The organism is Streptomyces lunalinharesii (genome assembly GCF_039532155.1).
Taxonomy (GTDB): Bacteria; Actinomycetota; Actinomycetes; order Streptomycetales; family Streptomycetaceae; genus Streptomyces; species Streptomyces lunalinharesii.
Genome location: NZ_BAAARK010000002.1, coordinates 1 through 21155, shown reverse-complemented (window position 1 = coordinate 21155; position 21155 = coordinate 1). Strand labels below are relative to the sequence as shown.

22 protein-coding genes are annotated in these 21155 nt (G+C 71.7%); 14 read left to right on the top strand and 8 right to left on the bottom strand.

Annotation, left to right across the window (positions count from 1 at the left end; genetic code table 11):
- Positions 1-191 precede the first annotated feature (191 nt).
- Complete coding sequence (locus ABD385_RS04110) at positions 192-878, bottom strand: FadR/GntR family transcriptional regulator (RefSeq protein WP_344573539.1); 687 nt, start codon at positions 876-878, stop codon at positions 192-194.
- A 151-nt stretch (positions 879-1029) separates the two neighbouring features.
- Between ABD385_RS04110 and ABD385_RS04105 the strand changes: the two genes are divergently transcribed.
- The 4 genes from ABD385_RS04105 (at position 1030) to ABD385_RS04090 (ending at position 3683) form a co-directional block, all read left to right on the top strand.
- The gene (locus tag ABD385_RS04105; RefSeq protein WP_344573538.1) at positions 1030-2358 is read left to right on the top strand and encodes a CynX/NimT family MFS transporter; all 1329 of its coding nucleotides are present in this window, start codon (positions 1030-1032) and stop codon (positions 2356-2358) included.
- A gap of 156 nt (positions 2359-2514) precedes the next feature.
- Positions 2515-2631 (top strand): SGM_5486 family transporter-associated protein, encoded by a 117-nt coding sequence (locus ABD385_RS04100; protein WP_344573537.1) that lies wholly within the window; start codon positions 2515-2517, stop codon positions 2629-2631.
- A gap of 213 nt (positions 2632-2844) precedes the next feature.
- Positions 2845-3063, top strand: coding sequence for a hypothetical protein (locus ABD385_RS04095; RefSeq protein ID WP_344573536.1), 219 nt, complete (start codon positions 2845-2847; stop codon positions 3061-3063).
- Between the two features lie 101 nt (positions 3064-3164).
- A complete protein-coding gene (locus tag ABD385_RS04090; RefSeq protein WP_344573535.1) occupies positions 3165-3683 on the top strand; it encodes a SixA phosphatase family protein in 519 nt (172 codons plus the stop codon).
- Between the two features lie 236 nt (positions 3684-3919).
- Here the strand turns inward: ABD385_RS04090 and serB are convergent, their stop codons facing one another.
- Entirely contained in the window at positions 3920-5167 is a 1248-nt protein-coding gene (gene serB / locus ABD385_RS04085) for a phosphoserine phosphatase SerB (RefSeq protein WP_344573534.1), read from the bottom strand.
- Between the two features lie 451 nt (positions 5168-5618).
- Between serB and ABD385_RS04080 the strand changes: the two genes are divergently transcribed.
- Positions 5619-8156, top strand: a complete 2538-nt coding sequence (locus tag ABD385_RS04080; protein ID WP_344573533.1) for an ABC transporter ATP-binding protein/permease — start codon at positions 5619-5621, stop codon at positions 8154-8156.
- A 102-nt stretch (positions 8157-8258) separates the two neighbouring features.
- Here ABD385_RS04080 and ABD385_RS04075 read toward each other — a convergent pair whose 3' ends face one another.
- Both ABD385_RS04075 and ABD385_RS04070 read right to left on the bottom strand, forming a co-directional pair.
- Positions 8259-8978, bottom strand: coding sequence for a transglycosylase SLT domain-containing protein (locus tag ABD385_RS04075; RefSeq protein WP_344573532.1), 720 nt, complete (start codon positions 8976-8978; stop codon positions 8259-8261).
- 338 nt (positions 8979-9316) lie between these two features.
- Positions 9317-10048 (bottom strand): nitroreductase family protein, encoded by a 732-nt coding sequence (locus ABD385_RS04070; RefSeq protein WP_344573531.1) that lies wholly within the window; start codon positions 10046-10048, stop codon positions 9317-9319.
- 415 nt (positions 10049-10463) lie between these two features.
- Here ABD385_RS04070 and ABD385_RS04065 point away from each other — a divergent pair, with 415 nt between their 5' ends.
- The 4 genes from ABD385_RS04065 to ABD385_RS04050 all read left to right on the top strand — a co-directional run bounded on the left by ABD385_RS04065 (position 10464) and on the right by ABD385_RS04050 (position 13125).
- Entirely contained in the window at positions 10464-11609 is a 1146-nt protein-coding gene (locus ABD385_RS04065) for a GAF domain-containing sensor histidine kinase (RefSeq protein WP_344573530.1), read from the top strand.
- Positions 11602-12285, top strand: coding sequence for a response regulator (locus ABD385_RS04060; protein ID WP_344573529.1), 684 nt, complete (start codon positions 11602-11604; stop codon positions 12283-12285). The genes ABD385_RS04065 and ABD385_RS04060 overlap by 8 nt, the downstream gene beginning before the upstream one ends.
- Before the next feature lie 217 nt (positions 12286-12502).
- On the top strand, positions 12503-12715 hold the full coding sequence (locus ABD385_RS04055) for a chaplin (protein WP_344573940.1): 213 nt from the start codon (positions 12503-12505) through the stop codon (positions 12713-12715).
- A gap of 164 nt (positions 12716-12879) precedes the next feature.
- The gene (locus ABD385_RS04050) at positions 12880-13125 is read left to right on the top strand and encodes a chaplin (protein ID WP_344573528.1); all 246 of its coding nucleotides are present in this window, start codon (positions 12880-12882) and stop codon (positions 13123-13125) included.
- Positions 13126-13227: 102 nt separating this feature from the next.
- Here ABD385_RS04050 and ABD385_RS04045 read toward each other — a convergent pair whose 3' ends face one another.
- Positions 13228-14043, bottom strand: coding sequence for a hypothetical protein (locus tag ABD385_RS04045; protein ID WP_344573527.1), 816 nt, complete (start codon positions 14041-14043; stop codon positions 13228-13230).
- A 90-nt stretch (positions 14044-14133) separates the two neighbouring features.
- Here ABD385_RS04045 and ABD385_RS04040 point away from each other — a divergent pair, with 90 nt between their 5' ends.
- From ABD385_RS04040 to ABD385_RS04025, 4 genes are all read left to right on the top strand, one after another.
- The gene (locus ABD385_RS04040; protein ID WP_344573526.1) at positions 14134-14946 is read left to right on the top strand and encodes an ABC transporter ATP-binding protein; all 813 of its coding nucleotides are present in this window, start codon (positions 14134-14136) and stop codon (positions 14944-14946) included.
- Positions 14947-15102: 156 nt separating this feature from the next.
- Positions 15103-15516 (top strand): NfeD family protein, encoded by a 414-nt coding sequence (locus ABD385_RS04035; protein ID WP_016571699.1) that lies wholly within the window; start codon positions 15103-15105, stop codon positions 15514-15516.
- Between the two features lie 98 nt (positions 15517-15614).
- The gene (locus ABD385_RS04030; protein WP_344573525.1) at positions 15615-16550 is read left to right on the top strand and encodes an SPFH domain-containing protein; all 936 of its coding nucleotides are present in this window, start codon (positions 15615-15617) and stop codon (positions 16548-16550) included.
- Between the two features lie 85 nt (positions 16551-16635).
- Positions 16636-17403, top strand: a complete 768-nt coding sequence (locus tag ABD385_RS04025; protein WP_344573524.1) for a sulfite exporter TauE/SafE family protein — start codon at positions 16636-16638, stop codon at positions 17401-17403.
- Positions 17404-17438: 35 nt separating this feature from the next.
- On the opposite strand, the gene ABD385_RS04020 is transcribed toward ABD385_RS04025, so the two are convergent.
- From ABD385_RS04020 to ABD385_RS04010, 3 genes are all read right to left on the bottom strand, one after another.
- Positions 17439-17945 (bottom strand): HNH endonuclease, encoded by a 507-nt coding sequence (locus tag ABD385_RS04020; RefSeq protein WP_344573523.1) that lies wholly within the window; start codon positions 17943-17945, stop codon positions 17439-17441.
- 423 nt (positions 17946-18368) lie between these two features.
- Positions 18369-18908 (bottom strand): YbhB/YbcL family Raf kinase inhibitor-like protein, encoded by a 540-nt coding sequence (locus ABD385_RS04015; RefSeq protein ID WP_344573522.1) that lies wholly within the window; start codon positions 18906-18908, stop codon positions 18369-18371.
- Positions 18909-18950: 42 nt separating this feature from the next.
- The gene (locus ABD385_RS04010; protein WP_344573521.1) at positions 18951-19733 is read right to left on the bottom strand and encodes a sporulation protein; all 783 of its coding nucleotides are present in this window, start codon (positions 19731-19733) and stop codon (positions 18951-18953) included.
- Positions 19734-19887: 154 nt separating this feature from the next.
- Here ABD385_RS04010 and ABD385_RS04005 point away from each other — a divergent pair, with 154 nt between their 5' ends.
- The gene (locus ABD385_RS04005; RefSeq protein ID WP_344573520.1) at positions 19888-20538 is read left to right on the top strand and encodes a DNA-3-methyladenine glycosylase; all 651 of its coding nucleotides are present in this window, start codon (positions 19888-19890) and stop codon (positions 20536-20538) included.
- The last annotated feature ends 617 nt before the right edge of the window (positions 20539-21155 follow it).

Sequence of the window (21155 nt, the reverse complement as noted above, 5' to 3'; positions counted from 1 at the left end):
CAGTACGCGTTCCGTCCGCTTCCCACGCCGCACCCGCTGCCCGCGCCGCACCCGCCGCATCCGGCGCCGCGCGGGAATACCCCCAACCCCCCGCCGCGTTGCGGCCCGCAGGGGGCGCTCCCGTCCCCTACGGGACCTGTTCGACCTCCCCTAGGGACCCACGGCCCCAGGAGCTTTGGGACCCTAAGAACCTAGGGCCCCAGGGGCCCCGCCCCCAGCCGGCAGCCGAAGGGGTGGGTGCTGGCTTCGGCGGCGGCGCGTTCGCCGTCGCCGGCGCGGATCGCCGCCACCAGTCGTGCGTGGTCCATGTGCGCCTCGGGCCGCAGCACGTCGCCGACGTCGGCGCGCAGGAACTCGCGCAGCACGCCCCCGAGGTCGGCGTAGATCTCGGCCAGCACGTCGTTGTGCGAGGCCGCCACCACCGCCATGTGCAGCGTCGCGTCCGCCTCCACGAACGCCTCGGCGGCGCCGGATTCCCAGGCCCGTTCGCGGCGCTGAAGGAGGGTGTCGAGCTGGCGCAGGTCCTGTTCGGTGCGGCGGTGCGCGGCGAGCCGGGCGGCCTCGGTCTCCAGCGCGGAGCGCAGTTCCGCGACGTGCCGGGGGTCGGCGTCGGCGAACCGGCGGTTCATCACCCCGGCCAGTTCGCTGGTGGCGACCACGTAGGTGCCCGACCCCTGCCGGATGTCGAGCAGCCCGTTGTGCGCCAGGGCCCGGACCGCCTCGCGGACGGTGTTGCGCGCCACCCCGAGCTGCTCGACGAGTTCCGGCTCGGTCGGGATGCGGGACCCCACCGGCCAGTCGCCGGACGTGATCTGGGCACGCAGCTGCGCGATCACCTGGTCGGCCAGCGCGGACCGGCGGGGCGAGGTCAAGGGCATGGCTGGGCTCCGGGGTGTTGGGGCCGGTGGGCCGGATGGGCGGCGGCGGCGCGGACGGCGGTCCGTCGGGGTCCGTGGCGCCGTGCGGGGGAGCCGAGGCTACCGACTACGGCTGGACAACTATTCATCCCATGATTCTATGATGACCCCTATGGCAGACGAAGACCTCGCGACCCTCGGCCCGGCCGCCGAGCCCCGGACCCCCGCCGCCCCGCCCGCCGACGCCGGCGCCGGCGCGGCGCAGCCCTCCGCCGCACCCCAGCGCGTCCCGGAACGCGGCCCGGCGCCGAGCTGGCTCTCCGGCGTCGTGATCGCCGGTCTCGTCCTCGCGGCCCTCAACCTCCGCCCGGCGATCACCAGCCTCGGCGCGCTCCTGAAAGAGGTCCGCGACGGGCTCGGCATGAGCGGCACCGTCGCCGGTCTGCTGACCTCCGTGCCGGCCCTGTGCTTCGCCGTCTTCGGCTTCGCCGCGCCCCGGCTGGCCCGGCGCTGGGGGCCCGGCGCGATCGTCTGCGCCGGGATGGTCGCGATCACGGTGGGCGTCGTGGTGCGCCCGTACGCCGGCGGTACGCCCGGCTTCCTGGCCGCCAGCGCGCTGGCGCTGGCCGGCATCGCGGTCAGCAACGTGCTGCTGCCGGTGGTCATCAAGACCTGGTTCCCCGAGCGGGTCGGGCCGATGACCGGGCTCTACTCGATGGCGCTCGCCCTGGGGACCTCCCTCGCGGCGGCGCTCACCGTCCCCATGACCGCTGCGCTCGGCGGCAGTTGGCGCACCGGGCTGGCCGTGTGGGCGCTGCTCGCCGTGCTCGCGGTGGTGCCGTGGCTGGTGGTGGTGCGGCGCCGGCCGGCCGGTTCGCCCACGGCACCCGCGGGCGGCACCCCGGCGACCGCGGAAACCCCCATACGGATCACCTCGTCGCCGACCGCCTGGGCGCTGGCCGTCTTCTTCGGCCTCCAGGCGACCGCCGCCTACATCACCATGGGGTGGATGCCGCAGATCTTCCGCGACGCCGGGGTCTCGGCGGGCACCGCGGGGGTGCTGCTGGCCGTCACCATGGCCGTCGGCGTGCCGCTCTCGTTCGTGCTGCCGCGGCTGGCGGCCCGGATGCGGCACCAGGGGCCGCTGGTGGTCGTGCTGGGCGTCTGCGGACTGGCCGGCTACACCGGTCTGGCGTTGGCGCCGGCCGCCGGGGCCTGGGCGTGGGCGCTGCTGATGGGCATCTCCAACTGCGCCTTCCCGCTTGCCCTGACGATGATCGGGATGCGTTCCGTGAGCGCCGCCGGCGTGGTCAAGCTGTCCGCCTTCGCGCAGAGCGTCGGCTACCTGATCTCCATCCCCGGGCCGCTGCTGGTCGGCACGCTCTACCAGCACAGCGGTGGCTGGGGCCTGCCGATCGCGCTGATGATCGGGTTGATGGTGCCGCAGATCGCGGTGGGTGTGCTGGCGGGCCGCAACCGCCGTATCGAGGACGAGCGGTGACGGCGGCGGCCGGGGGCTGAGCGCCGGCCGCCCGCGCCCCTGCGCCCTCGTGCCCCCGTGGCGCGGGGGCGCCGTGCGGACCGCGTGTCGCGCCGCTCGCACCCGGTTGCGAGCCCTGGCGGGAGCCGCGCGGTGGGCGGGTGCGACACTGGGCGCATGCCAGTGCTCGAACCGAATCCGCAGGACAGCCAGAAGAAGCTGCTGCTCGTCCTGGCCCTGATGCTCGGGGTGACCGTCGTCGTCGGAATCATCGCGAGCATCGCCGCGCCATGATCCCGAGGCGGCCGGCCCCGCGGCCCGCTCGTTGCGGCCCGGGGTGGGGTTGTCCCCCGATCCCCTAGGGGGCGGACGTCAGGGATCAATGGGTGGCTTCCCGGATGGGAAGGGCCGCCGCGACTGCGTAGCGTCGTCGTCACACCGCGGAACCGCGGTGGGCGCGGCGCCGTTCACCGCCGCGCCGGTCCCGCGACCCCTTGGGAGCCCGCCATGTCCGCCGCGTTCAGCCGCCCGTCCGCAGCCCGGGCACCGCGTCTGCGGAAGGCCCTGCCGTGGTGGGGGTTGGCGCTGCCGATCGTCTCGTTCGTCGTCCTGTTGGTGCTGGTGGCGAGCCCGGGCTCGGCGAGTGCCGCCGGTGCGTCGCGGGCCCCGGAGAGCCTGGCGCCGCTGCTGGAGTTCCTCGCCCGGGTGCTCCGGCTCGGAGGGTGAGCGCGGCCCGCGCGCCGGGGCCTCCCGACGGGGTCACCCGGCAGGGCGGAGCGCCTCAACACCCCGCGCCGGGCGGCGGGTTTCGTGCGAAGCTGGGACGCATGAGCGTCGATACACCCCGCCGGATTGTCCTGCTCCGACACGCAAAGGCCGAATGGTCGGACGAGAGCGACCATGAGCGTCCGCTCGCCGATCGCGGCCGCAAGGATGCCCCGGTCGCCGGCCGCTGGCTGGCCGGTGCCGGGATCACCCCCGAGCTGACCCTCTGCTCGACGGCCGCCCGCACCCGCGAGACCTGGAAGCTGGTCGTCTCCGAGCTGCCGCAGCGACCCAAGACCGTCTACGAGGAGCGCCTGTACGAGGCCTCCCTCGGCGAGCTCATCGCGATCCTGAACGAGACCTCCGACGAAGTGAGCGACCTGTTGGTCGTCGGGCACAACCCCGGCGTGCACGCCCTCGCCGACGCCCTGGCGGGAGAGGCCGACGGGGATCTGCTGGCGCGGATGAACCGCAGCGGCTTCCCCACGTCGGCCATGGCGGTGCTGACGTTCACCGGCTCCTGGAAGGCGGTCGAGCACGGCGTCGGCCGGCTCGTCGCGTTCTGGTCGCCGCACGCCTAGGGCGCTTCTGACGGATCTCCGCGGGAGCGCGCCCGGCCCGGCCGCGCAGCGGTCACCGCGGCGGCCGTCCCGGACGGTGAACGGCCCGCGGCGGCGGGTGACCGATGACGAGGCCCCGGTGCGCGAGGTGCGCACCGGGGCCTTACGACTGTCCGGGACCGGAGCCGGCGGGCGGAGCGGGGCCCGGGCGGGCGCCCCCGGGGGGACCGCCGGCGCCGGGCGCGCGGCCCCGCGGCTCACTCCACGTGGGTGTCCGCCGCCTCGACCTCTTCGCGGGTGATTCCCAGCAGATAGAGCACGGTGTCCAGGAACGGCACGTTGACGGCGGTGTGCGCGGCCTCGCGGACCACCGGCTTGGCGTTGAAGGCGACCCCCAGCCCGGCGGTGTTGAGCATGTCCAGGTCATTGGCGCCGTCGCCGATCGCGACGGTCTGCACCAGCGGCACCCCCGCCTCGTGCGCGAACTGCCGCAGCAACCGGGCCTTGCCGGCCCGGTCCACGATCTCGCCGGTGACCCGCCCGGTGAGCTTCCCGTCGACGATCTCCAGGGTGTTGGCGGCGGCGAAGTCCAGCCCCAGCTCCTCCTGGAGGGCGTCGGTGACCTGGGTGAAACCGCCCGATACCACACCGACTTGGTAGCCGAGCCGCTTGAGGGTGCGGACCAGGGTGCGCGCGCCCGGCGTGAGCCGCACCTCCTTGCGGACCAGGTCCACCACGGACGCGTCCAGTCCGCGGAGCAGCTCGACGCGGGCGTGCAGCGACTGCTCGAAGTCCAACTCGCCGCGCATCGCGGCGGCCGTCACCTCGGCGACCTCGGCCTCGCAGCCGGCGTGCGCCGCGAACAGCTCGATGACCTCGTCCTGGATGAGGGTGGAGTCGACGTCCATCACGACCAGCCGCTGCGCCCGGCGCTGCAGCCCGGCCGCGATCACCGCGACGTCCACCCCGAGCTTCGCCGCCTCCGGCGCCAGCACGGTGCGCAGCGCCTCGGTCTCGGCCCCGGAGACGGCGAACTCCACGGCCGTCACCGGATACTTGGCGAGCCGGAAGATGCGGTCGATGTTGCCCCCCGTGGCCGTTATGGCCGCGGCGATGGCGGCCGTCGACTCCGCGGTGAGCGGATGTCCCAGCACGGTGACGTGGGACCGGCCGACGCCGCGCGGGCGGTTGTCGCCGCGGCCGGAGATGATCTCGGCCTGGAGGTGCAGCGATTCGGCCCAGCTGTGCACGGTGGCCCTCAGGTCGCCCTCGGAGGACCCGGTGGTGCCCTGGTCGGGGAACGGGGTGGTGACCAGCACGCACAGGGTGATGCGGCCCCGGGTCACCACCTGCTCGATGTCCACGACATCGACGGCGTAGGCGGCGAGGGTGTCGAACAGGCCCGCGGTGATGCCGGGCCGGTCCTTCCCGAAGATCTTGACGAGGAGTGTCGGTTCGTCTTCGCCTGGTGCGGCGGCGGCAGGCGGGGTCTGCGATGCGCTCATGGTGCCTTTACGGTAACCGGCGGGCGGCCGCGGCCGTACGCGTGTCCGGGGATCGGACCCGCCGCCCGGGGGTGCCCGAGTGCCACCGGGCCGGTCTCCCGCCGGTGCTCCACCGGGTGCGCGTGATCGTTATGGACTCGTGTCCGGGGTCGTCGGGTTGCACCGGCCCGGGGGACCCGGCTGGCGCTCCAACTTCCCTTTTGGTATGGCGTTTTCCGTCCCGAGGCGGAAGTGTGGAGCGTCTCCGGTGCGCCGAATAGCCTGAATTCCTGGTATTTCAGGCAGAGCGGGCCCTTCCGGCTCTCCGGGAGGGTTCGCCGGATGCGGCGGGAGCGCCCCGTTCCCCGGCCCTGTCCCGGTTTCCGGTCCGCGGTCCGAGCCTGAAATAGTTCTTCACGATGTTCGCCATCCCTAGACTTCCCATACAGGGCGTCACTCGGGGGACTATGTAATGGGGCATGGAGTGCCTGAACTCGTACTGGAACTGAACGGAAGGACCTGGGCCCTCGATCCGTCCCGGTCCTACAGCGTGGGCCGTGATCCGCAGGGTGACATGGTGCTCGACGACGCCAGGGTCTCCTGGCGACACGCCACCCTCCGGTGGTCCGGCCGCAGCTGGCTCATCGAAGACCACGGCAGCACCAACGGCACCTACGTGCAGGGCCAGCGCGTCCAGCAGTTGGAGATCGGCCCCGGCGCCGCCGTCCACTTGGGCAACGCCACCGACGGCCCCCGGCTGAGCCTGTCCGCCGCCGCGGCGCCCGCCGACGCCTTCAGCGCGCAGCCCGCCGCGGCCGCGCCGCACCAGGGGTGGCAGGCCCCGCCCGCGCAGCAGCAGCAGCCGGCGCAGCAGGGGTGGCAGGCCCCGCCGCAGGGCCAGCAGCCGTACGTCCCGCCGCAGCAGGCCGCGCCCCAGCAGGCCGTCCCGGCCCAGCAGCCCGCGCAGCCCCAGCAGCAGCGCGCGGCCGAGCCGCCCCAGGGCGGCGACCGCAGCCCGACCACCTTCCACCGCCTGGACACGGGCCGGGTGATGCGGATCGGTCGTGCCCTCGACAACGAGCTGGTCGTCTCCGACCTCCAGGTCTCCCGCCACCACGCGGAGTTCCGGGCCACCCCCGACGGTCGGTTCGAGATCCGCGACCTGGGCAGCCACAACGGCACCTACGTCAACGGCCAGCCGGTCCCCAAGTCCGGCAGCGCCCCGGTCGGCCCGAACGACACCGTCGGCGTCGGCCACTCCACCTTCCGGCTGGTCGGTGACCGCCTGGAGGAGTTCGTCGACACCGGCGAGGTCTCCTTCTCGGCCCGCCACCTCACGGTCACCGTCGACGGCGGCAAGCAGATCCTCAAGGACGTCTCGTTCGGCGTCCCCGAGAAGTCGCTGGTCGCCGTCATCGGCCCCTCCGGCTCCGGCAAGTCGACGCTGCTCAAGGCGCTGACCGGCTACCGCCCCGCCAACCAGGGCGACGTCCTCTACGACAACCGCAACCTCTACAAGCACTTCGCCGAGCTGCGCCAGCGCGTCGGCCTGGTCCCGCAGGACGACATCCTCCACAAGGAGCTGACCGTCCAAAAGGCGCTCCGCTACGCCGCGAAGCTCCGCTTCCCCGGCGACACCGCGGAGTCCGAGCGCGAGGCCCGCATCAACGAGGTGCTGCGCGAACTCAAGCTCGACGTCCACAAGGACAAGAAGATCACCTCGCTCTCCGGAGGCCAGCGCAAGCGCGTCTCGGTCGCCCTGGAGCTGCTGACCAAGCCGTCGCTGATCTTCCTGGACGAGCCGACCTCGGGCCTCGACCCGGGCATGGACCGCGACGTCATGCAGCTGCTCCGCGGCCTCGCCGACGATGGCCGCACGGTCCTGGTGGTCACCCACTCGGTGGCCGAACTCGCCCTGTGCGACCGCGTGTTGGTGATGGCCCCGGGCGGCTCGGTGGCCTACTTCGGCCCGCCCGAGGAGGCACTGAACTTCTTCCAGTACGAGACCTGGGCCGACGTCTTCTCGGCGTTCGAGAACTACCGGGACTACGACTGGGCGGGCCGCTGGCGCGGTTCCCCGCACTACCAGATGTACGCCGCGGACCTCGACGACGCCCCGCCGCAGTCGGTCAACGTCCAGGCCCCGCCGGCCCGCATCCAGAAGTCGCAGAGCTGGGGCTCCCAACTCTGGACCCTGATGCGCCGCTACGTCTCGGTGCTCGCCTCCGACCGCGGCTTCCTCGCCCTGATGGTGATCCTGCCGGCCGTCCTCGGCGTGGTCTCCCTGCTGATCCCCAGCGACTACGGCCTCGGGTACGGCCCCATCGCCAGGCACCAGACCAACCGCGACGCGAGCACCATCTCGCTGATCCTGGCGGTCGGCATGTGCTTCTCCGGCGCGGCCAACTCGGTCCGTGAGCTGATCAAGGAGCGGGTCATCTACGAGCGCGAACGGGCCACCGGCCTCTCGCGGTCGGCGTACCTGATGTCCAAGATCATCGTGCTGGGCGTGGCCACCGCCCTCCAGGGCGTGATCATCGCGGCGATCGGCTTCTCCACCCGGCAGATGCCGTCCCAGGGCCTGATCGTCGCCAAGGCCCCGGCCGTCGAGATGACGATCGCGATCATCGCCCTCGGCTTCACCTCGATGATGGTCGGCCTGATCATCTCGTCGCTGGTCAAGACCGCCGAGAAGACCATGCCGCTGCTGGTCATGTTCGCCATCGTCCAGGTGGTCTTCACCGGCGTCCTCTTCCAGCTCTTCGACACCGTCGGCGTCTCCCAGTTCTCCTGGCTGATGCCGTCCCGTTGGGCGGTCGCCGCACTCGGCGCCACCCAGGACATGAACACCCTGCTGCCGTGGGAGCCCGGCAACCCGGACCCGCTGTGGAAGCACCAGACCGGCGTCTACGTCATGGACGTGGTCATCCTGGTCACCCTGGGCGTGGCGCTCGCCTTCGTCGTCGCGCGGCTGCTGCGCCGCCACGAGCCGGAGGTCATGCGCAAGTAGGGCCCGCGGTCACCGCCACGCACGCCCGAGGGGCGGCACCCGATTCCGGGTGCCGCCCCTCGGCGGTGCGTGCGGTGCCGCGGTACGCGGCGGAGGTCCGGCTCAGTAGGCCGAGTTGACGTTGTCCATCGAGCCGTAGCGGGCGGCCGCGTAGTTGCAGGCGGCGGTGATGTTGGCGACCGGGTCGTAGATGTTCCAGGAGGTACCGGAGACGTGGTACTGGCGGAACGTCGGGTCGATCACCTGGAGCAGGCCCTTGGACGGGATGCCGGCCTGGGCGTTGGAGTCCCAGAGGTTGATCGCGGTGGGGTTGCCGGACGACTCGCGCATCAGGTTGCGGTAGATGCCGTCGTAGCTGCCCGGGATGTTGTTCTTGCCCATGATGTCCAGCGACTCGCGGATCCAGCCGTCCAGGTTGTTCGGGTAGACCTTCGCCGGCTTCTGGACGGCGGCGGGGATCGCCTGGCGGACGGCGGCGCGGCTCGCGGCCTCCTTGACCTGGCGCTCCTTCTCGACCTTCGCCTTCGCGGCGGCCTCGGCCTGCTGCTTGGCGGCCGCGGCCTCGGCCTTGCCCTGGGCGGCGGAGGCGTCGGCCTGCTGGGCGATGGTGGCCTGCTGGGCGCGGGCGGCGGTGTCGACGGCGCTGAAGGCCACCGGCTTGACGTTCAGGCTGGCAGAGGCGGCCGCGGCCTTGCTCTGGCCGGCGTCGGCACCCGGGACGGCGGTGAAGACCAGTGCGGCGGCACCCGCGGCGGCTACGCCGGCGGCGGTGAGCTTGTGGACACGGGTCAGTTTCAGACCGGAGACGGCGTACTTCGACATGGCGGCTCGACCTCTTCCAATGGGGGGCGTCGCACGGGCCATGAGCGGCGGCAGAACGCCGAGTTCTCATACGGCGCCGAGCGACGGGAGCCATTCTTAGCGGCCGAAAATTCGCCGAGCAATGATGTGACGTACGACCTCGGTTAGTGGAACCGGCTTGGCCGGGAATGCGTCCGGACGGGAATATTCCCAGTTCACACGCGATTCTTAAGTCCACTAACCGAGGTCGTAAGTGACCTGCGCCCTATGCGCGGGGTCACATCGGGCCGGGGTTTATCTCGCCGGCAGTAATTGCAATCGCACAGGCTGTGCGCAGCCTATGGAAAGGCTGTGCGGAGTCATACCTCGACCAACACTTGGTCAAGGGTCTTTCGTACGAGATCGGGCACCCGACAGTCCGTCGCGGGGTACCCGACCGGGAGCACCGCGAACGCCTTCTCGTTCGCCGGCCGCCCCAGCACCTCCTGGAGGAACCGCATCGGGCTCGGCGTGTGCACCAGCGCCGCCAGCCCCGACAGGTGCAGCGCGGACAGCAGCATGCCGACCGCGATGCCCACCGACTCGTCCACGTAGTAGTGCTTGCGCTTGGCGCCGTCCGGCCCCAGCCAGTGCCGCTGCTGGAAGACCACGATCAGGTGCGGGGCGTCGGTCAGGTGCGGCTTGACCTCGTCCGTGCCCAGCGGCCGCAGCGCCGCCAGCCACTCCTCGCCCAGCCGCCCCTCGTAGGAGCGGTGCTCCTCGGCCTCCGCCGCCGCCCGGATCCGGCGGCGCACCTCGGGGTCCTTGACCAGGACGAACGTCCAGGGTTGCTGGTGCGCGCCGGATGGTGCGGTGGCCGCGCAGGCGATGGCGTCCCGGACGACCTGTTCGGGCACCGGGTCGGCGGCGAACTGCCGGACGGTCCGCCGCCGGTCCATCCGCTCGCGCAGCTCGGCGGCGCGGGCCAGCGACTCGGCCGCGGGCATCCGCTCCGGCCGGTACGGCACCGACCGGTAGGGCTCTCCGTGGGTGGGCGTCCAGTGCTTCGTCGTGGGGGTGGGCGCGGGGTGCGCCTGGGATGAAGAGGACATGCCCAGAGTCTGGTCCGCTCCGGCGACGGGGAACACGGATCCCCGCAGGTGTGCCCGATACCGCCCGCCTCCCCGACGGGATCGACGCGAAGCCACCCACCGGCTTCACCCGACCTGTCCCTATATAAGGGGACAAGCATTGATTTCATCTCCAGGTGGCGACCCGACGTACCCGGCCGCTCTACTAGGCGTCCTCGTACCACGCTCTTCCGTAGGCGGAACCTCTCCCCATATAAGGCGCACCCCTATATAGGGGGCATGAATAAGGGCATAACGGAATAAAAGCGACCAAAAGGGACCTAATGGAAAGGCTCGTGCGGAGCCGGCGCGGGGCGTTCGGCCTAGGCCCGCCGGCGTAGGCCGAGGGCGTCGGCGGACCGATACGGGCCGCTCGCCGCGCCGGTACGGTGAGCACATGAGCAACGGACCGGGGGCCGGAATCCCCGCGGTGAGCACCGCGATCCTGGCCATGAGCAGGCATCTGGAGGTGCGCGACGTCCTCAAGACGATCGTCGCCTCGGCCCGTGAGCTGCTGGACGCCGAGTACGCCGCGCTCGGCGTGCCGGACGACCACGGGGGCTTCGCCCAGTTCGTGGTGGACGGCGTCAGCGCCGAGCAGTGGAAGGCCATCGGCCCGCTGCCCCGCCAGCACGGCATCCTCGCCGCGATGCTCCACAAAGCCACCCCCGAGCGGCTCGCCGACGTCCGCGAGGACCCCCGCTTCGGCGGCTGGCCCGCCGCCCACCCGGACATGTCCGACTTCCTGGGCCTGCCGGTCGCCGACGGCGACGAGATCCTCGGCGCCCTGTTCCTGGCCAACAAGCGCTGCCCCAAGCCCACCGGCGGCTGCGGCTTCACCGAGGAGGACGAGCGCCTGCTGGGGATACTCGCCCAGCACGCCGCCATCGCCCTCACCAACGCCCGCCTCTACGAGCGCAGCCGCGAGCTGACCATCGCCGGCGAGCGCGCCCGGCTCGCCCACGAGCTGCACGACGCGGTCTCCCAGAAGCTCTTCTCGCTCCGGCTCACCGCCCAGGCCGCGACCGCCCTGGTCGACCGCGACCCGGCCCGCGCCAAGGACGAGCTGCACCAGGTCGCCGCGCTGGCCGCGGAGGCCGCCGACGAGCTCCGGGCCGCCGTCGTGGAACTCCGCCCCGCGGCCCTCGACGAGGACGGCCTGGTGGCCACCCTGCGCTCCCAGGCCCAGGTCCTCGACCGGGCCCACTCCGCCCGCGTCACCTTCACCGCCCAAGGTATCCGGGCCCTGCCCAACGCCCAGGAGGAGGCGATGCTCCGGGTCGCCCAGGAAGCGCTGCACAACGCGCTGCGGCACTCCGGCGCCGGGCGCGTCGAGGTCAGCCTCACCCGGTTCGGCCAGGGCGCCCTGCTGCGGATCGCCGACGACGGGTGCGGCTTTGACACCCGCGTGGTCCGCCGGGCCGGCCGGCACCTGGGCCTGGTGTCGATGCGCGACCGCGCCAGCGGCGTCGGTGGCACGCTCACCGTGGAATCGGAGCCCGGCACGGGCACCACTGTCGAGATGGAGGTGCCCGGTGGCTGACAGCACGCAGGGCGGTACGGAACGGGCCACCGGCGAGGGGCGCGCGATCCGCGTGCTGCTCGTCGACGACCACCAGGTGGTGCGCCGCGGCCTGCGCACGTTCCTGGAGGTCCAGGACGACATCGAGGTGGTGGGGGAGGCGTCCGACGGCGCCGAGGGCATCGCCGCCACCGAGCAACTGCGCCCGGACGTCGTCCTCATGGACATCAAGATGCCCGGCATGGACGGCATCGAGGCCCTGCGCCAGCTCCGCACCCTCGACAACCCGGCCAAGGTGCTGGTCGTCACCAGCTTCACCGAACAGCGCACCGTCGTCCCGGCGTTGCGCGCGGGCGCCGCCGGCTACGTCTACAAGGACATCGACCCGGACGCCCTGGCCGGGGCCATCCGCTCGGTGCACGCCGGGCACGTCCTGCTCCAGCCTGAGGTGGCCGGTGCCCTGCTCTCCCAGGAGGAGGGGAACGGCGGCCAGGGCCGGGGGAGTTCGCTCACGGACCGCGAGCGCGAGGTGCTGGCGCTGATCGCGGACGGCCGGTCCAACCGCGAGATCGCCCGCGCCCTGGTGCTGTCGGAGAAGACCGTCAAGACCCACGTCTCCAACATCTTGATGAAGCTCGACCTCGCCGACCGCACCCAGGCCGCGCTGTGGGCCGTCCGGCACGGCATCGGGGCCTGAATCCCGGGGCGGACCGGCATGATGGCGGACCGTCAAAACGATGAACCGAACGTCGCCTCGCGCAGTCGAGATTCATACTGTCGTGTATACGTAGCCCATTTGGCGTATCCCCGTTCCGTGCCGGGCCGTTTCCCAGTGCAGTCGTGGCGGCTGGCCACGGCATCGGCAACGAGGAGCAAGCGAAGTGAAGAACATCAAGCGGGTTGCGGCCATCACGATGGCGGGCGCCGGTCTCGCCCTGGCGGGCGCCGGCGTCGCCTCGGCGCACGACGGCCCGCAGGCGCAGGGTGCCGCGGTGCAGTCGCCGGGCGTCGTCTCGGGCAACGTCGCCCAGGTGCCGGTCCACATCCCCGTGAACGTCTGCGGCAACACCGTCTCCGTGATCGGCCTGCTCAACCCGGTCTTCGGCAACACCTGCCTCAACAAGTGAGGCCCGGAGCGTCCGCTCCGACCAGCTGACCCCTGCGCCGGGCCGTCACCGGCTCGCGCGGGTCACTCCGGACCGGCCCCGCCCAGCCCTGGCCGTGCGGCTGGTCCGCCCTCCACATACACCGTCATTTCGGCCCTGTGCCAGCACGTGAGGAACACGCCACCATGAACAGCGTCAAAAAGGCCGCCCTTGTCCTTGCCACCACCGGTCTCGCCGTCGGTGCCGCCGCCGGTTCCGCGTTCGCCCACGACGGTGCGCACGCCGACGGCAAGGCCCTGAACTCCCCGGGCGTCGGTTCGGGCAACCTCGTCCAGGCCCCGGTGCACGTCCCCGCGAACGTCTCCGGCAACAGCGTCAACGTCGTCGGCGTGCTCAACTCCGCCTTCGGCAACCCGGCCGTCAACAACTGACGCCGCCGGCCCGGGGCAACTCCCGGGCCGCCCGGGGCAGTTCAGCCCGGTCCTCCCCAGGTCCCGTCGGCCACTCCATGGCCGGCGGGACCTGTTCCGCGTTCACCCCCGGCGCCGCTCCTGCTCCTCCACCGCGGAGTTGTACGCCGCCACCTGCGCCCGGCGAGCGGTCCGCTCCACCGGCCGCAGCGCCTCGGCGCGGGCCGCGATCTCCGAGGAGCTGACGGCCGCGCCGTGCTCCCGGCCGTCCCCGCCCGTCCCCTGGGCGATGTCGATCAGCGCGCCGACCCGCTGGGCCAGCTCCAGCACCCGTACGGCGCGCGGCGGATAGCCCGGCGCCAGCACCTGCCGGCCGGCCTCCGCCCGCGCCCGGTACGCCGCCAGCGCCGCGTCGGCCACCGGACCGGAACCGGCCACGTCCAGCCGGGAGAGCAGCTCCGTCGCCTCCCGCAGCGCCTCGGCCAGCTCCCGCTCGGCCTCGCCCAGCGACGGCACGTCGGCCGGCGGGGCCTCCCGGGTCGGCAGGCAGTGCCAGACCACCTCGACGTGCACGTCGGGGCCGGCGGCGCCCTCGGGCCCCGCCTCGAACACCTCGGGCACCAGCCCCAGCCCGGCGCCCTGGGCGAGCACGGCCTCACCGGCCTCCAACGCCCGCGCGTTGAACTCCGGCGGGCCGCTCAGCCCCAGCGGATGTCCCGGCACCGGCAGCGCCACCCGCAGGCCGGTCGCGCCGAGCGTCCGCAGCCGCCCCAGGGCGAGCGTCAGGCCGACCGGGGCGCCCTCTCCGGGCAGGCCCGCGACGCGGTGCACCGCGTCGTCGTCCGCGATGTGGTGTGCGGCATCATCAGGTGAGACAAAGCCGGCCAAAAGGGAATTTCCCCATGCTGCCAGCCGTCCTGAACGAGGTTCGTCGAGCATGGTCCCCAGCCTAGGGAACGGCACTGACAACGAGTGGCGTAGGTTTGCAGGGGGGCTGCGCCTACAGGCGCACACGACGACCGAGAAGCAATGGGAGACAGTGCGCTCATGAGCGATGTGCTGGAGCTGGTGGACGTATCCGTGGTCCGCGAAGGACGGGCTCTGGTGGACCAGGTCTCGTGGTCGGTGAAGGAGGGGGAACGCTGGGTGATCCTCGGCCCCAACGGCGCCGGCAAGACCACGCTGCTGAACGTCGCCTCCAGCTACCTCTTCCCGAGCGCCGGCACCGCCCGGGTCCTCGGCGAGCAGCTGGGCCGCGTCGACGTCTTCGACCTGCGCCCGCGCATCGGCATCGCCGGCATCGCGCTCGCCGACAAGCTGCCGCGCAGTCAGACGGTGCTGCAGACCGTCCTCACCGCCGCCTACGGCATGACCGCGAGCTGGCACGAGGACTACGACGACGTCGACGAGCAGCGCGCCCGGGCCTTCCTCGACCGCCTCGGCATGAACGCCTACCTGGAGCGGAAGTTCGGCACCCTCTCCGAGGGCGAGCGCAAGCGCACCCTGATCGCCCGCGCCATGATGACCGACCCCGAGCTGCTCCTCCTCGACGAGCCCGCCGCCGGTCTCGACCTCGGCGGCCGCGAGGACCTGGTGCGGCGCCTCGGCCGGCTCGCCCGCGACCCCTACGCCCCCTCGATGATCATGGTCACCCACCACGTCGAGGAGATCCCGCCGGGCTTCACCCACGTCCTGATGATCCGTCAGGGCAAGGTGCTGGCCGCCGGCCCGCTCGACCTGGAACTCACCTCCAGCAACCTCTCGCACTGCTTCGGCCTCCCGCTCGTCGTCGAGCACAACGGCAACGACCGCTGGACCGCGCAGGGTCTGCCCCTCAAGTAAGGGCCACCGCTCGCCCGTCATCGACCCCGATGCGCGCTCCGCCCGGATTCGTCCGGGCGGAGCAGCTCCCACCGCGCCGCGGCGGACGACGGCTGACCGATCGCGCCCTGTCCCCGGGCCGCCCGGCCGATCTACCATGAGCCCGTGGATCCTTGGGTGTGGTGGCTCATCGCCGCCGTGGGGCTGGGCATTCCGCTCGTCGTGACCGCGATGCCCGAATTCGGGATGTTCGCGGTCGGCGCCGTCGCCGGTGCCGTCACCGCAGCGCTCGGTGGCGGCACCGTTGCGCAATTCCTGGTGTTCGTCGTGGTGTCGATCGCGCTGGTCGCCGTCGTCCGACCGATCGCCAACCGCCACCGCGGTCAGGGACCGCGGCTCGCCTCCGGCATCGACGCCCTCAAGGGCAGGTCCGCCACCGTCCTGGAGCGGGTCGACGCCGGGAACGGCGGCCGCATCAAACTCGCCGGAGAGATCTGGTCCGCCCGCGCACTCGACGGCGACCGGGTCTACGAACCGGGCCAACAGGTCGACGTGGTGGAAATCGAAGGCGCCACCGCCCTGGTCATCTGACCGAACCCGATGCGCGACGCCCCGCACCTCTGAAAGACTGATCAACAACAAGCCGGCCGCGGCCGGACGGACCAGCAACGAAGGGCACGGGAGCCGCTGTGGAACCGATCATCATCGTCCTGATCATCCTGGTGGTGCTCGTGTTCATCGCACTCATCAAAACGATCCAGGTCATCCCCCAGGCCAGCGCGGCCATCGTCGAGCGCTTCGGCCGCTACACCCGCACGCTCAACGCCGGCCTGAACATCGTCGTCCCGTTCATCGACACCATCCGCAACCGCATCGACCTCCGCGAACAGGTCGTGCCGTTCCCGCCGCAGCCGGTGATCACGCAGGACAACCTCGTCGTCAACATCGACACGGTCATCTACTACCAGGTCACCGACGCCCGGGCCGCCACCTACGAAGTCGCCAGCTACATCCAGGCGATCGAGCAGCTCACCGTCACGACCCTCCGCAACATCATCGGCGGCATGGACCTCGAACGCACCCTGACCTCCCGCGAGGAGATCAACGCGGCACTGCGCGGCGTCCTCGACGAGGCCACCGGCAAGTGGGGCATCCGCGTCAACCGCGTCGAGCTCAAGGCGATCGAGCCGCCGACCTCCATCCAGGACTCGATGGAGAAGCAGATGCGCGCCGACCGTGACAAGCGCGCGGCCATCCTCCAGGCCGAGGGCGTCCGGCAGTCCGAGATCCTCACCGCCGAGGGCCAGAAGCAGTCCGCGATCCTGCGCGCCGAAGGTGAGGCCAAGGCCGCGGCCCTGCGCGCCGAGGGCGAGGCCCAGGCGATCCGGGTGGTCTTCGAATCCATCCACGCCGGCGACCCGGACCAGAAGCTGCTGTCGTACCAGTACCTCCAGATGCTCCCGAAGATCGCCGAGGGCGACGCCAACAAGCTCTGGATCGTCCCCAGCGAGATCGGCGACGCCCTCAAGGGCCTCGGCGGTGCCCTCGGCAACTTCAACCCCGCGGGCAACGCCAGCATCCCCAAGCCCGGCGGCCCCGAGCGCCAGGCCCCGCCCATCGACTGACGGCGCGTCCGCGCTCGTGCATGATCAGGGTTGCCCCTCGACCTCCGTGGCGGGGAGGCAACCCTGATTCTGTAAGGAGAACGGCTTGTCCCCCTGGGAAGCAGTCGCAGTCTTCGCCGCCGGCCTGGGCGCCGGCACCATCAACACCATCGTCGGTTCCGGAACCCTGATCACCTTCCCGGTCCTGCTGGCCTTCGGCCTCCCGCCGGTGACCGCGAACGTCTCCAACTCCCTTGGCCTGGTGCCCGGTTCGATCAGCGGCGCGATAGGGTACCGCAGCGAATTGCGCGGTCAGCGGCGCCGCGTGCTGCGCTTCGCGGTCGCCGCGCTCATCGGCGGACTGCTCGGCGCGTTCCTCCTGCTGGCCCTGCCCTCCAGCGCCTTCGACGCGGTGGTCCCCGGCCTGATCGCCGTCGCCCTGGTGCTCGTCGTCGCACAGCCCAGGCTGGCCGCCGCGGTCCGCGCGCGGCGGGCCCGCAACGGCACCACCGCCCACCGCGACGGCGGCATCGCCCTGTTCACCGGCCTCCTGCTCGCCAGCGTCTACGGCGGCTACTTCGGCGCCGCCCAGGGCATCATCTACCTCTCCCTGATGGGCGTCCTGCTCAGCGACGACATCCAGCGCCTGAACGCCCTCAAGAACGTCCTCGCCGCCCTGGTCAACGGCGTGGCGGCGCTCTTCTTCCTCTTCGTCGCCCACTTCGACTGGACTGCCGTCGTCCTGATCGCGGTCGGCTCCGCGCTCGGCGGTCAGATCGGGGCGAAGATCGGCCGCCGGCTGCCACCGGCCGCCCTACGAGGTGTGATCGTCGTGGTCGGGCTGGTGGCCATCGTCCAACTCCTCCTGAAATAACGAGAGTTGGGCGACGGCACCCACCGCCCGAGGCGTCACGCCGGGAGCGCCCGCAGCCACTCCGGCAGCTCGTCCCGGACGGAGATCCCCAGGGCCGACACCAGCGCATCCGCCGGGGTCGGCTCGAAGGGCCGCCGGAGCAGCCGCATCCCCGCCTGCTCCGGCGTCCGGTCCGCCTTGCGGTGGTTGTCCTCCGCACACGAAGCGACGGTATTCAGCCAGGTGTCCCCACCGCCGTGCGACCGCGGCACGACGTGGTCCACGGTCGTCGCCCGCTTCCCGCAGTACGCGCAACGGTGCTGGTCACGGGCGAGCACCCCGCGCCGCGACCACGGCGCCCGTCTTCGGAACGGCACCCGGACGTACCTGCTGAGCCTGATCACCCTCGGCACCGGCACGTCCATCGACGCCGCCCGGATCCGCATCCCCGGGTGGGCGTGCTCCACGACCGCCTTGTCCTGCATCACCAGCACCACCGCACGCCGCAGCGACACCGTAGCCAGCGGCTCGAAGCTCGCATTCAGCACCAGCGTCTCGCGCATCCCGTCCACCTCCCGGACCCCGATCGCCGCCGTGGCGAAGTGGCTCCACTGTGCAGGGGCAGGTATTTCCCGGACAACGCAATTTCCGTGTGCCACAAGGGAAATGGCGGGTGAGCGCAGCATGAAGAAGGGGTGCGCCGGAGCGGCGGCGGCAGCGCCGTGCGGCGCGTGCGAAGGGGAGTGCGCTCCGGGTCCCGGCCCCCGTGACATCCGGAACCCGGAGCGAACGGCAGCCGGCGCGGACGCCCCGTGCGTGGGGCTCCGGCGAACGGGGGCGCACACACCGGCGCCCCGGCGCTCCCGCCACTGCGGTACCGGCTGCCCGCCGCCTCGTGGAGGCGGCGGTACGCGTACCACTGTGCGTGCGGGGAGCGCCGGGGCGCAACGCATTTCCCGGGCCCGACGGCTCGGCCGGTGCCGGCGCTAGCCGGCGGCGGGCACCTCGTACTCGCCGATCAGCTGGGCCCGCCCGAGCGTGTGGAACCGCAGGTTGAAGCCGATCACCGCGGGCGAGGCGTCCGCGTCGGGACCCAGCTTCTCCTGGTCCACCGCGTAGACGGTGAACACGTAGCGGTGCGGCCCGTCGCCGGGCGGCGGCGCGGCGCCGCCGAAGTCCCGCGTCCCGTAGTCGTTGCGGACGTGCACGGCCCCGTCGGGCAGGCCCTTCATCGCACCGCTGCCCGCCCCTGCCGGCAGCTCCGTCACCGACGCCGGGACGTCGAACAGCACCCAGTGCCAGAATCCGCTGCCGGTCGGCGCGTCCGGGTCGTAGCAGGTGACGGCGTAGCTCTTGGTCCCCGCGGGCGCCCCCTCCCACCGCAGCTGCGGCGAGCGGTTCCCCTCGGCGAGCACCTGCTCCGGCCGGAGCGTCCCGCCCGGCTCCACCTCCTCGCTCACCACGGTGAACTCCGCCACCGGCGGGTGGAAATCGTGCGGGAGCGGCCGCCGCTTCAGCTCGGACACCTCGGACCTCCTGGTCGCTTGCTGACACTTCGTCCGGCCAGGTTAGAGCCAGTTGCGCCGCCCGCCGACCTCGGCCAGCCAGTGGTTGAGATAACCCGCCCAGTCGGTCGCCTCGAAGTCCTCCAACCCCACCGTGAACGACCGGTAGGTGTCCGACCCCTCGCTGAACAGGCCCGGCTTCTTGTCCATCTCCAGCACCACGTCCATCTCCTGGTCGTCCGCCACGAAGGACAGCTCGACCTCGCTGAGCCCGTGGTACTGGGACGGCGCCGAGAACTCGATCTCCTGGTAGAAGGGCAGCTGCTGCCGCGTCCCGTGGATCTGCCCCTGCTCCAGATCGGCGGACTTGAAGCGGAACCCGAGCCGCTCGAAGGCCGACAGGATCGCCTGCTGCGCCGGCAACGGATGCACCTGCACCGGATCGAGGTCGCTGGAGTCCACCGCCCGCGCGATCGCCAGCTCCGTCGTCACTCCGACGCTCATCCCGGGCAGCGGATGCCCCAGGAACGCGGTGACCGGCGTCTCCCACGGCACCACCAGCCCGAACGGCACCGTGTGCACCGCCCCGGCCTGCACGTCGAAGGCCCCGCCCAACTGCGTCCGGTGGAACTCGACGTCCCGCCGCACTTCCTCGTCCCCGTGCTCGACCTCGACCCGGGCCTGCAATCCGACGGACAGCCCCTGGATGGACTGCGGCACCGACCCGCCCTGGATCCGCACCTCTCCTTGCACCACCCCGCCGGGCACCACGTTCTCCTCGAAGAGCACCGTCTCCACGGACGCGCCCCCGGCCCCGAGACTCGCCAGCAGCTTCCTGAACCCCATGCCCGTCCTCCCCTGACGCACCGCGTCGGTGCGCACAGCCGGTCGATCGTGGCCCGATCCTTGCGCACCGCGGACCGATCGCCCCAATTCCGTTTCCACACCCGCCCAAACCGCCCCGACAGCCACCCGCTCCCCTCCACTACGCTCGGAGGCCATGACGGACGTACCGGACCGCACCCCTCTCCCGCGCGACTTCTTCGACCGCCCCGTCCTGGACGTCGCCCCGGACCTGCTGGGCCGCACCCTGGTACGCCACGGCCCCGACGGCCCGATCGCACTCCGCCTCACCGAGGTGGAGGCGTACGACGGCGAGCGCGACCCGGGCTCGCACGCCTACCGGGGCCGCACCGCCCGCAACGCCACGATGTACGGTCCGCCCGGCCACGCGTACGTCTACTTCATCTACGGCATGTGGTTCAGCATCAACCTGGTGTGCGGCCCCGAGGGCAGGGCCGGTGCGGTCCTGCTCCGTGCCGGCGAGGTGCTCACCGGCACGCAGCTGGCCGCCGACCGCCGCCCCAAGGCCCGCAACACCAACGAACTCGCCAAGGGCCCGGCCCGCCTGGCCACCGCCCTCGACATCGACCGCTCCCTGGACGGCGTCGACGTCTGCGCCCCCGCCGACACCCCGATCACGATCCTGCACGGCACCCCGGCCCCGCTCGCCCGGGTGCGCAACGGCCCGCGCACCGGCGTCGGCGGCGACGGCGCCGACCACCCCTGGCGCTACTGGATCGACGGGGACCCCACCGTGAGCCCCTACCGTCGCCACACCCCCAGGCGGCGCACCACCACGGCTACTTGACTCTGTCCTGCCAAACGTCTAACGTGGCCCGAGCCGCTGGACACGGGCAGCGCTATCTGCGTGACCCGGAAGTGGCGGAACCCACTACTTCGATCGACTCCCTGACGGGTCTTCTTCGGCATTGCCGGAAATCAGACCCGAGCGGCCCGATTATGAGCCGTCAGGAAAAGCCGCTAAAGTAGTGGACACGCCGAAAGGCAAACCATCCCGACAAGAATTCGGAACCGAATTCGAGCCGGTTGCGCCTCACCGAGGAGCAGGCCGGACACGAAAAGGATCTGATAAAGTCGGAAAGGTCGAGGAGCGAAAGCGAATCGGCCGGACCCCGCTCCAGCAGGGGGCCAGAGACGGAAACGGATCTGGTAAGGTTGGAATCGCGAGAAAGCCGAAAGGCCGGATCGCACCGGCGAAAATCAGGACCGAAAGGATCTGATAGAGTCGGAAACGCAAGACCGAAGGGAAGCGCCCGGAGAGCCTGGTGAAACAGGCGCAAAGGAAGCGTCCGTTCCTTGAGAACTCAACAGCGTGCCAAAAGTCAACGCCAGATATGTTGATACCCCGTCTCCATCATGGAGATGAGGTTCCTTTGAAAAGTCCTCCCAATAGCTTGGGAGGCG

Bases quoted from the DNA above. Each gene is read 5' to 3' on its own strand.
- ABD385_RS04095 (WP_344573536.1), top strand. From the start codon at position 2,845: ATGTCCGCCGCGTTCAGCCGCCCGTCCGCAGCCCGGGCACCGCGTCTG.
- ABD385_RS04090 (WP_344573535.1), top strand. From the start codon at position 3,165: ATGAGCGTCGATACACCCCGCCGGATTGTCCTGCTCCGACACGCAAAG.
- ABD385_RS04080 (WP_344573533.1), top strand. From the start codon at position 5,619: ATGGGGCATGGAGTGCCTGAACTCGTACTGGAACTGAACGGAAGGACC.
- ABD385_RS04110 (WP_344573539.1), bottom strand. From the start codon at position 878: ATGCCCTTGACCTCGCCCCGCCGGTCCGCGCTGGCCGACCAGGTGATC.
- ABD385_RS04050 (WP_344573528.1), top strand. From the start codon at position 12,880: ATGAACAGCGTCAAAAAGGCCGCCCTTGTCCTTGCCACCACCGGTCTC.
- ABD385_RS04055 (WP_344573940.1), top strand. From the start codon at position 12,503: ATGGCGGGCGCCGGTCTCGCCCTGGCGGGCGCCGGCGTCGCCTCGGCG.
- ABD385_RS04075 (WP_344573532.1), bottom strand. From the start codon at position 8,978: ATGTCGAAGTACGCCGTCTCCGGTCTGAAACTGACCCGTGTCCACAAG.
- ABD385_RS04070 (WP_344573531.1), bottom strand. From the start codon at position 10,048: ATGTCCTCTTCATCCCAGGCGCACCCCGCGCCCACCCCCACGACGAAG.
- ABD385_RS04065 (WP_344573530.1), top strand. From the start codon at position 10,464: ATGAGCAACGGACCGGGGGCCGGAATCCCCGCGGTGAGCACCGCGATC.
- ABD385_RS04105 (WP_344573538.1), top strand. From the start codon at position 1,030: ATGGCAGACGAAGACCTCGCGACCCTCGGCCCGGCCGCCGAGCCCCGG.
- ABD385_RS04005 (WP_344573520.1), top strand. From the start codon at position 19,888: ATGACGGACGTACCGGACCGCACCCCTCTCCCGCGCGACTTCTTCGAC.
- ABD385_RS04020 (WP_344573523.1), bottom strand. From the start codon at position 17,945: ATGCGCGAGACGCTGGTGCTGAATGCGAGCTTCGAGCCGCTGGCTACG.
- ABD385_RS04010 (WP_344573521.1), bottom strand. From the start codon at position 19,733: ATGGGGTTCAGGAAGCTGCTGGCGAGTCTCGGGGCCGGGGGCGCGTCC.
- ABD385_RS04045 (WP_344573527.1), bottom strand. From the start codon at position 14,043: ATGCTCGACGAACCTCGTTCAGGACGGCTGGCAGCATGGGGAAATTCC.
- ABD385_RS04040 (WP_344573526.1), top strand. From the start codon at position 14,134: ATGGGAGACAGTGCGCTCATGAGCGATGTGCTGGAGCTGGTGGACGTA.
- ABD385_RS04100 (WP_344573537.1), top strand. From the start codon at position 2,515: ATGCCAGTGCTCGAACCGAATCCGCAGGACAGCCAGAAGAAGCTGCTG.
- serB (WP_344573534.1), bottom strand. From the start codon at position 5,167: ATGAGCGCATCGCAGACCCCGCCTGCCGCCGCCGCACCAGGCGAAGAC.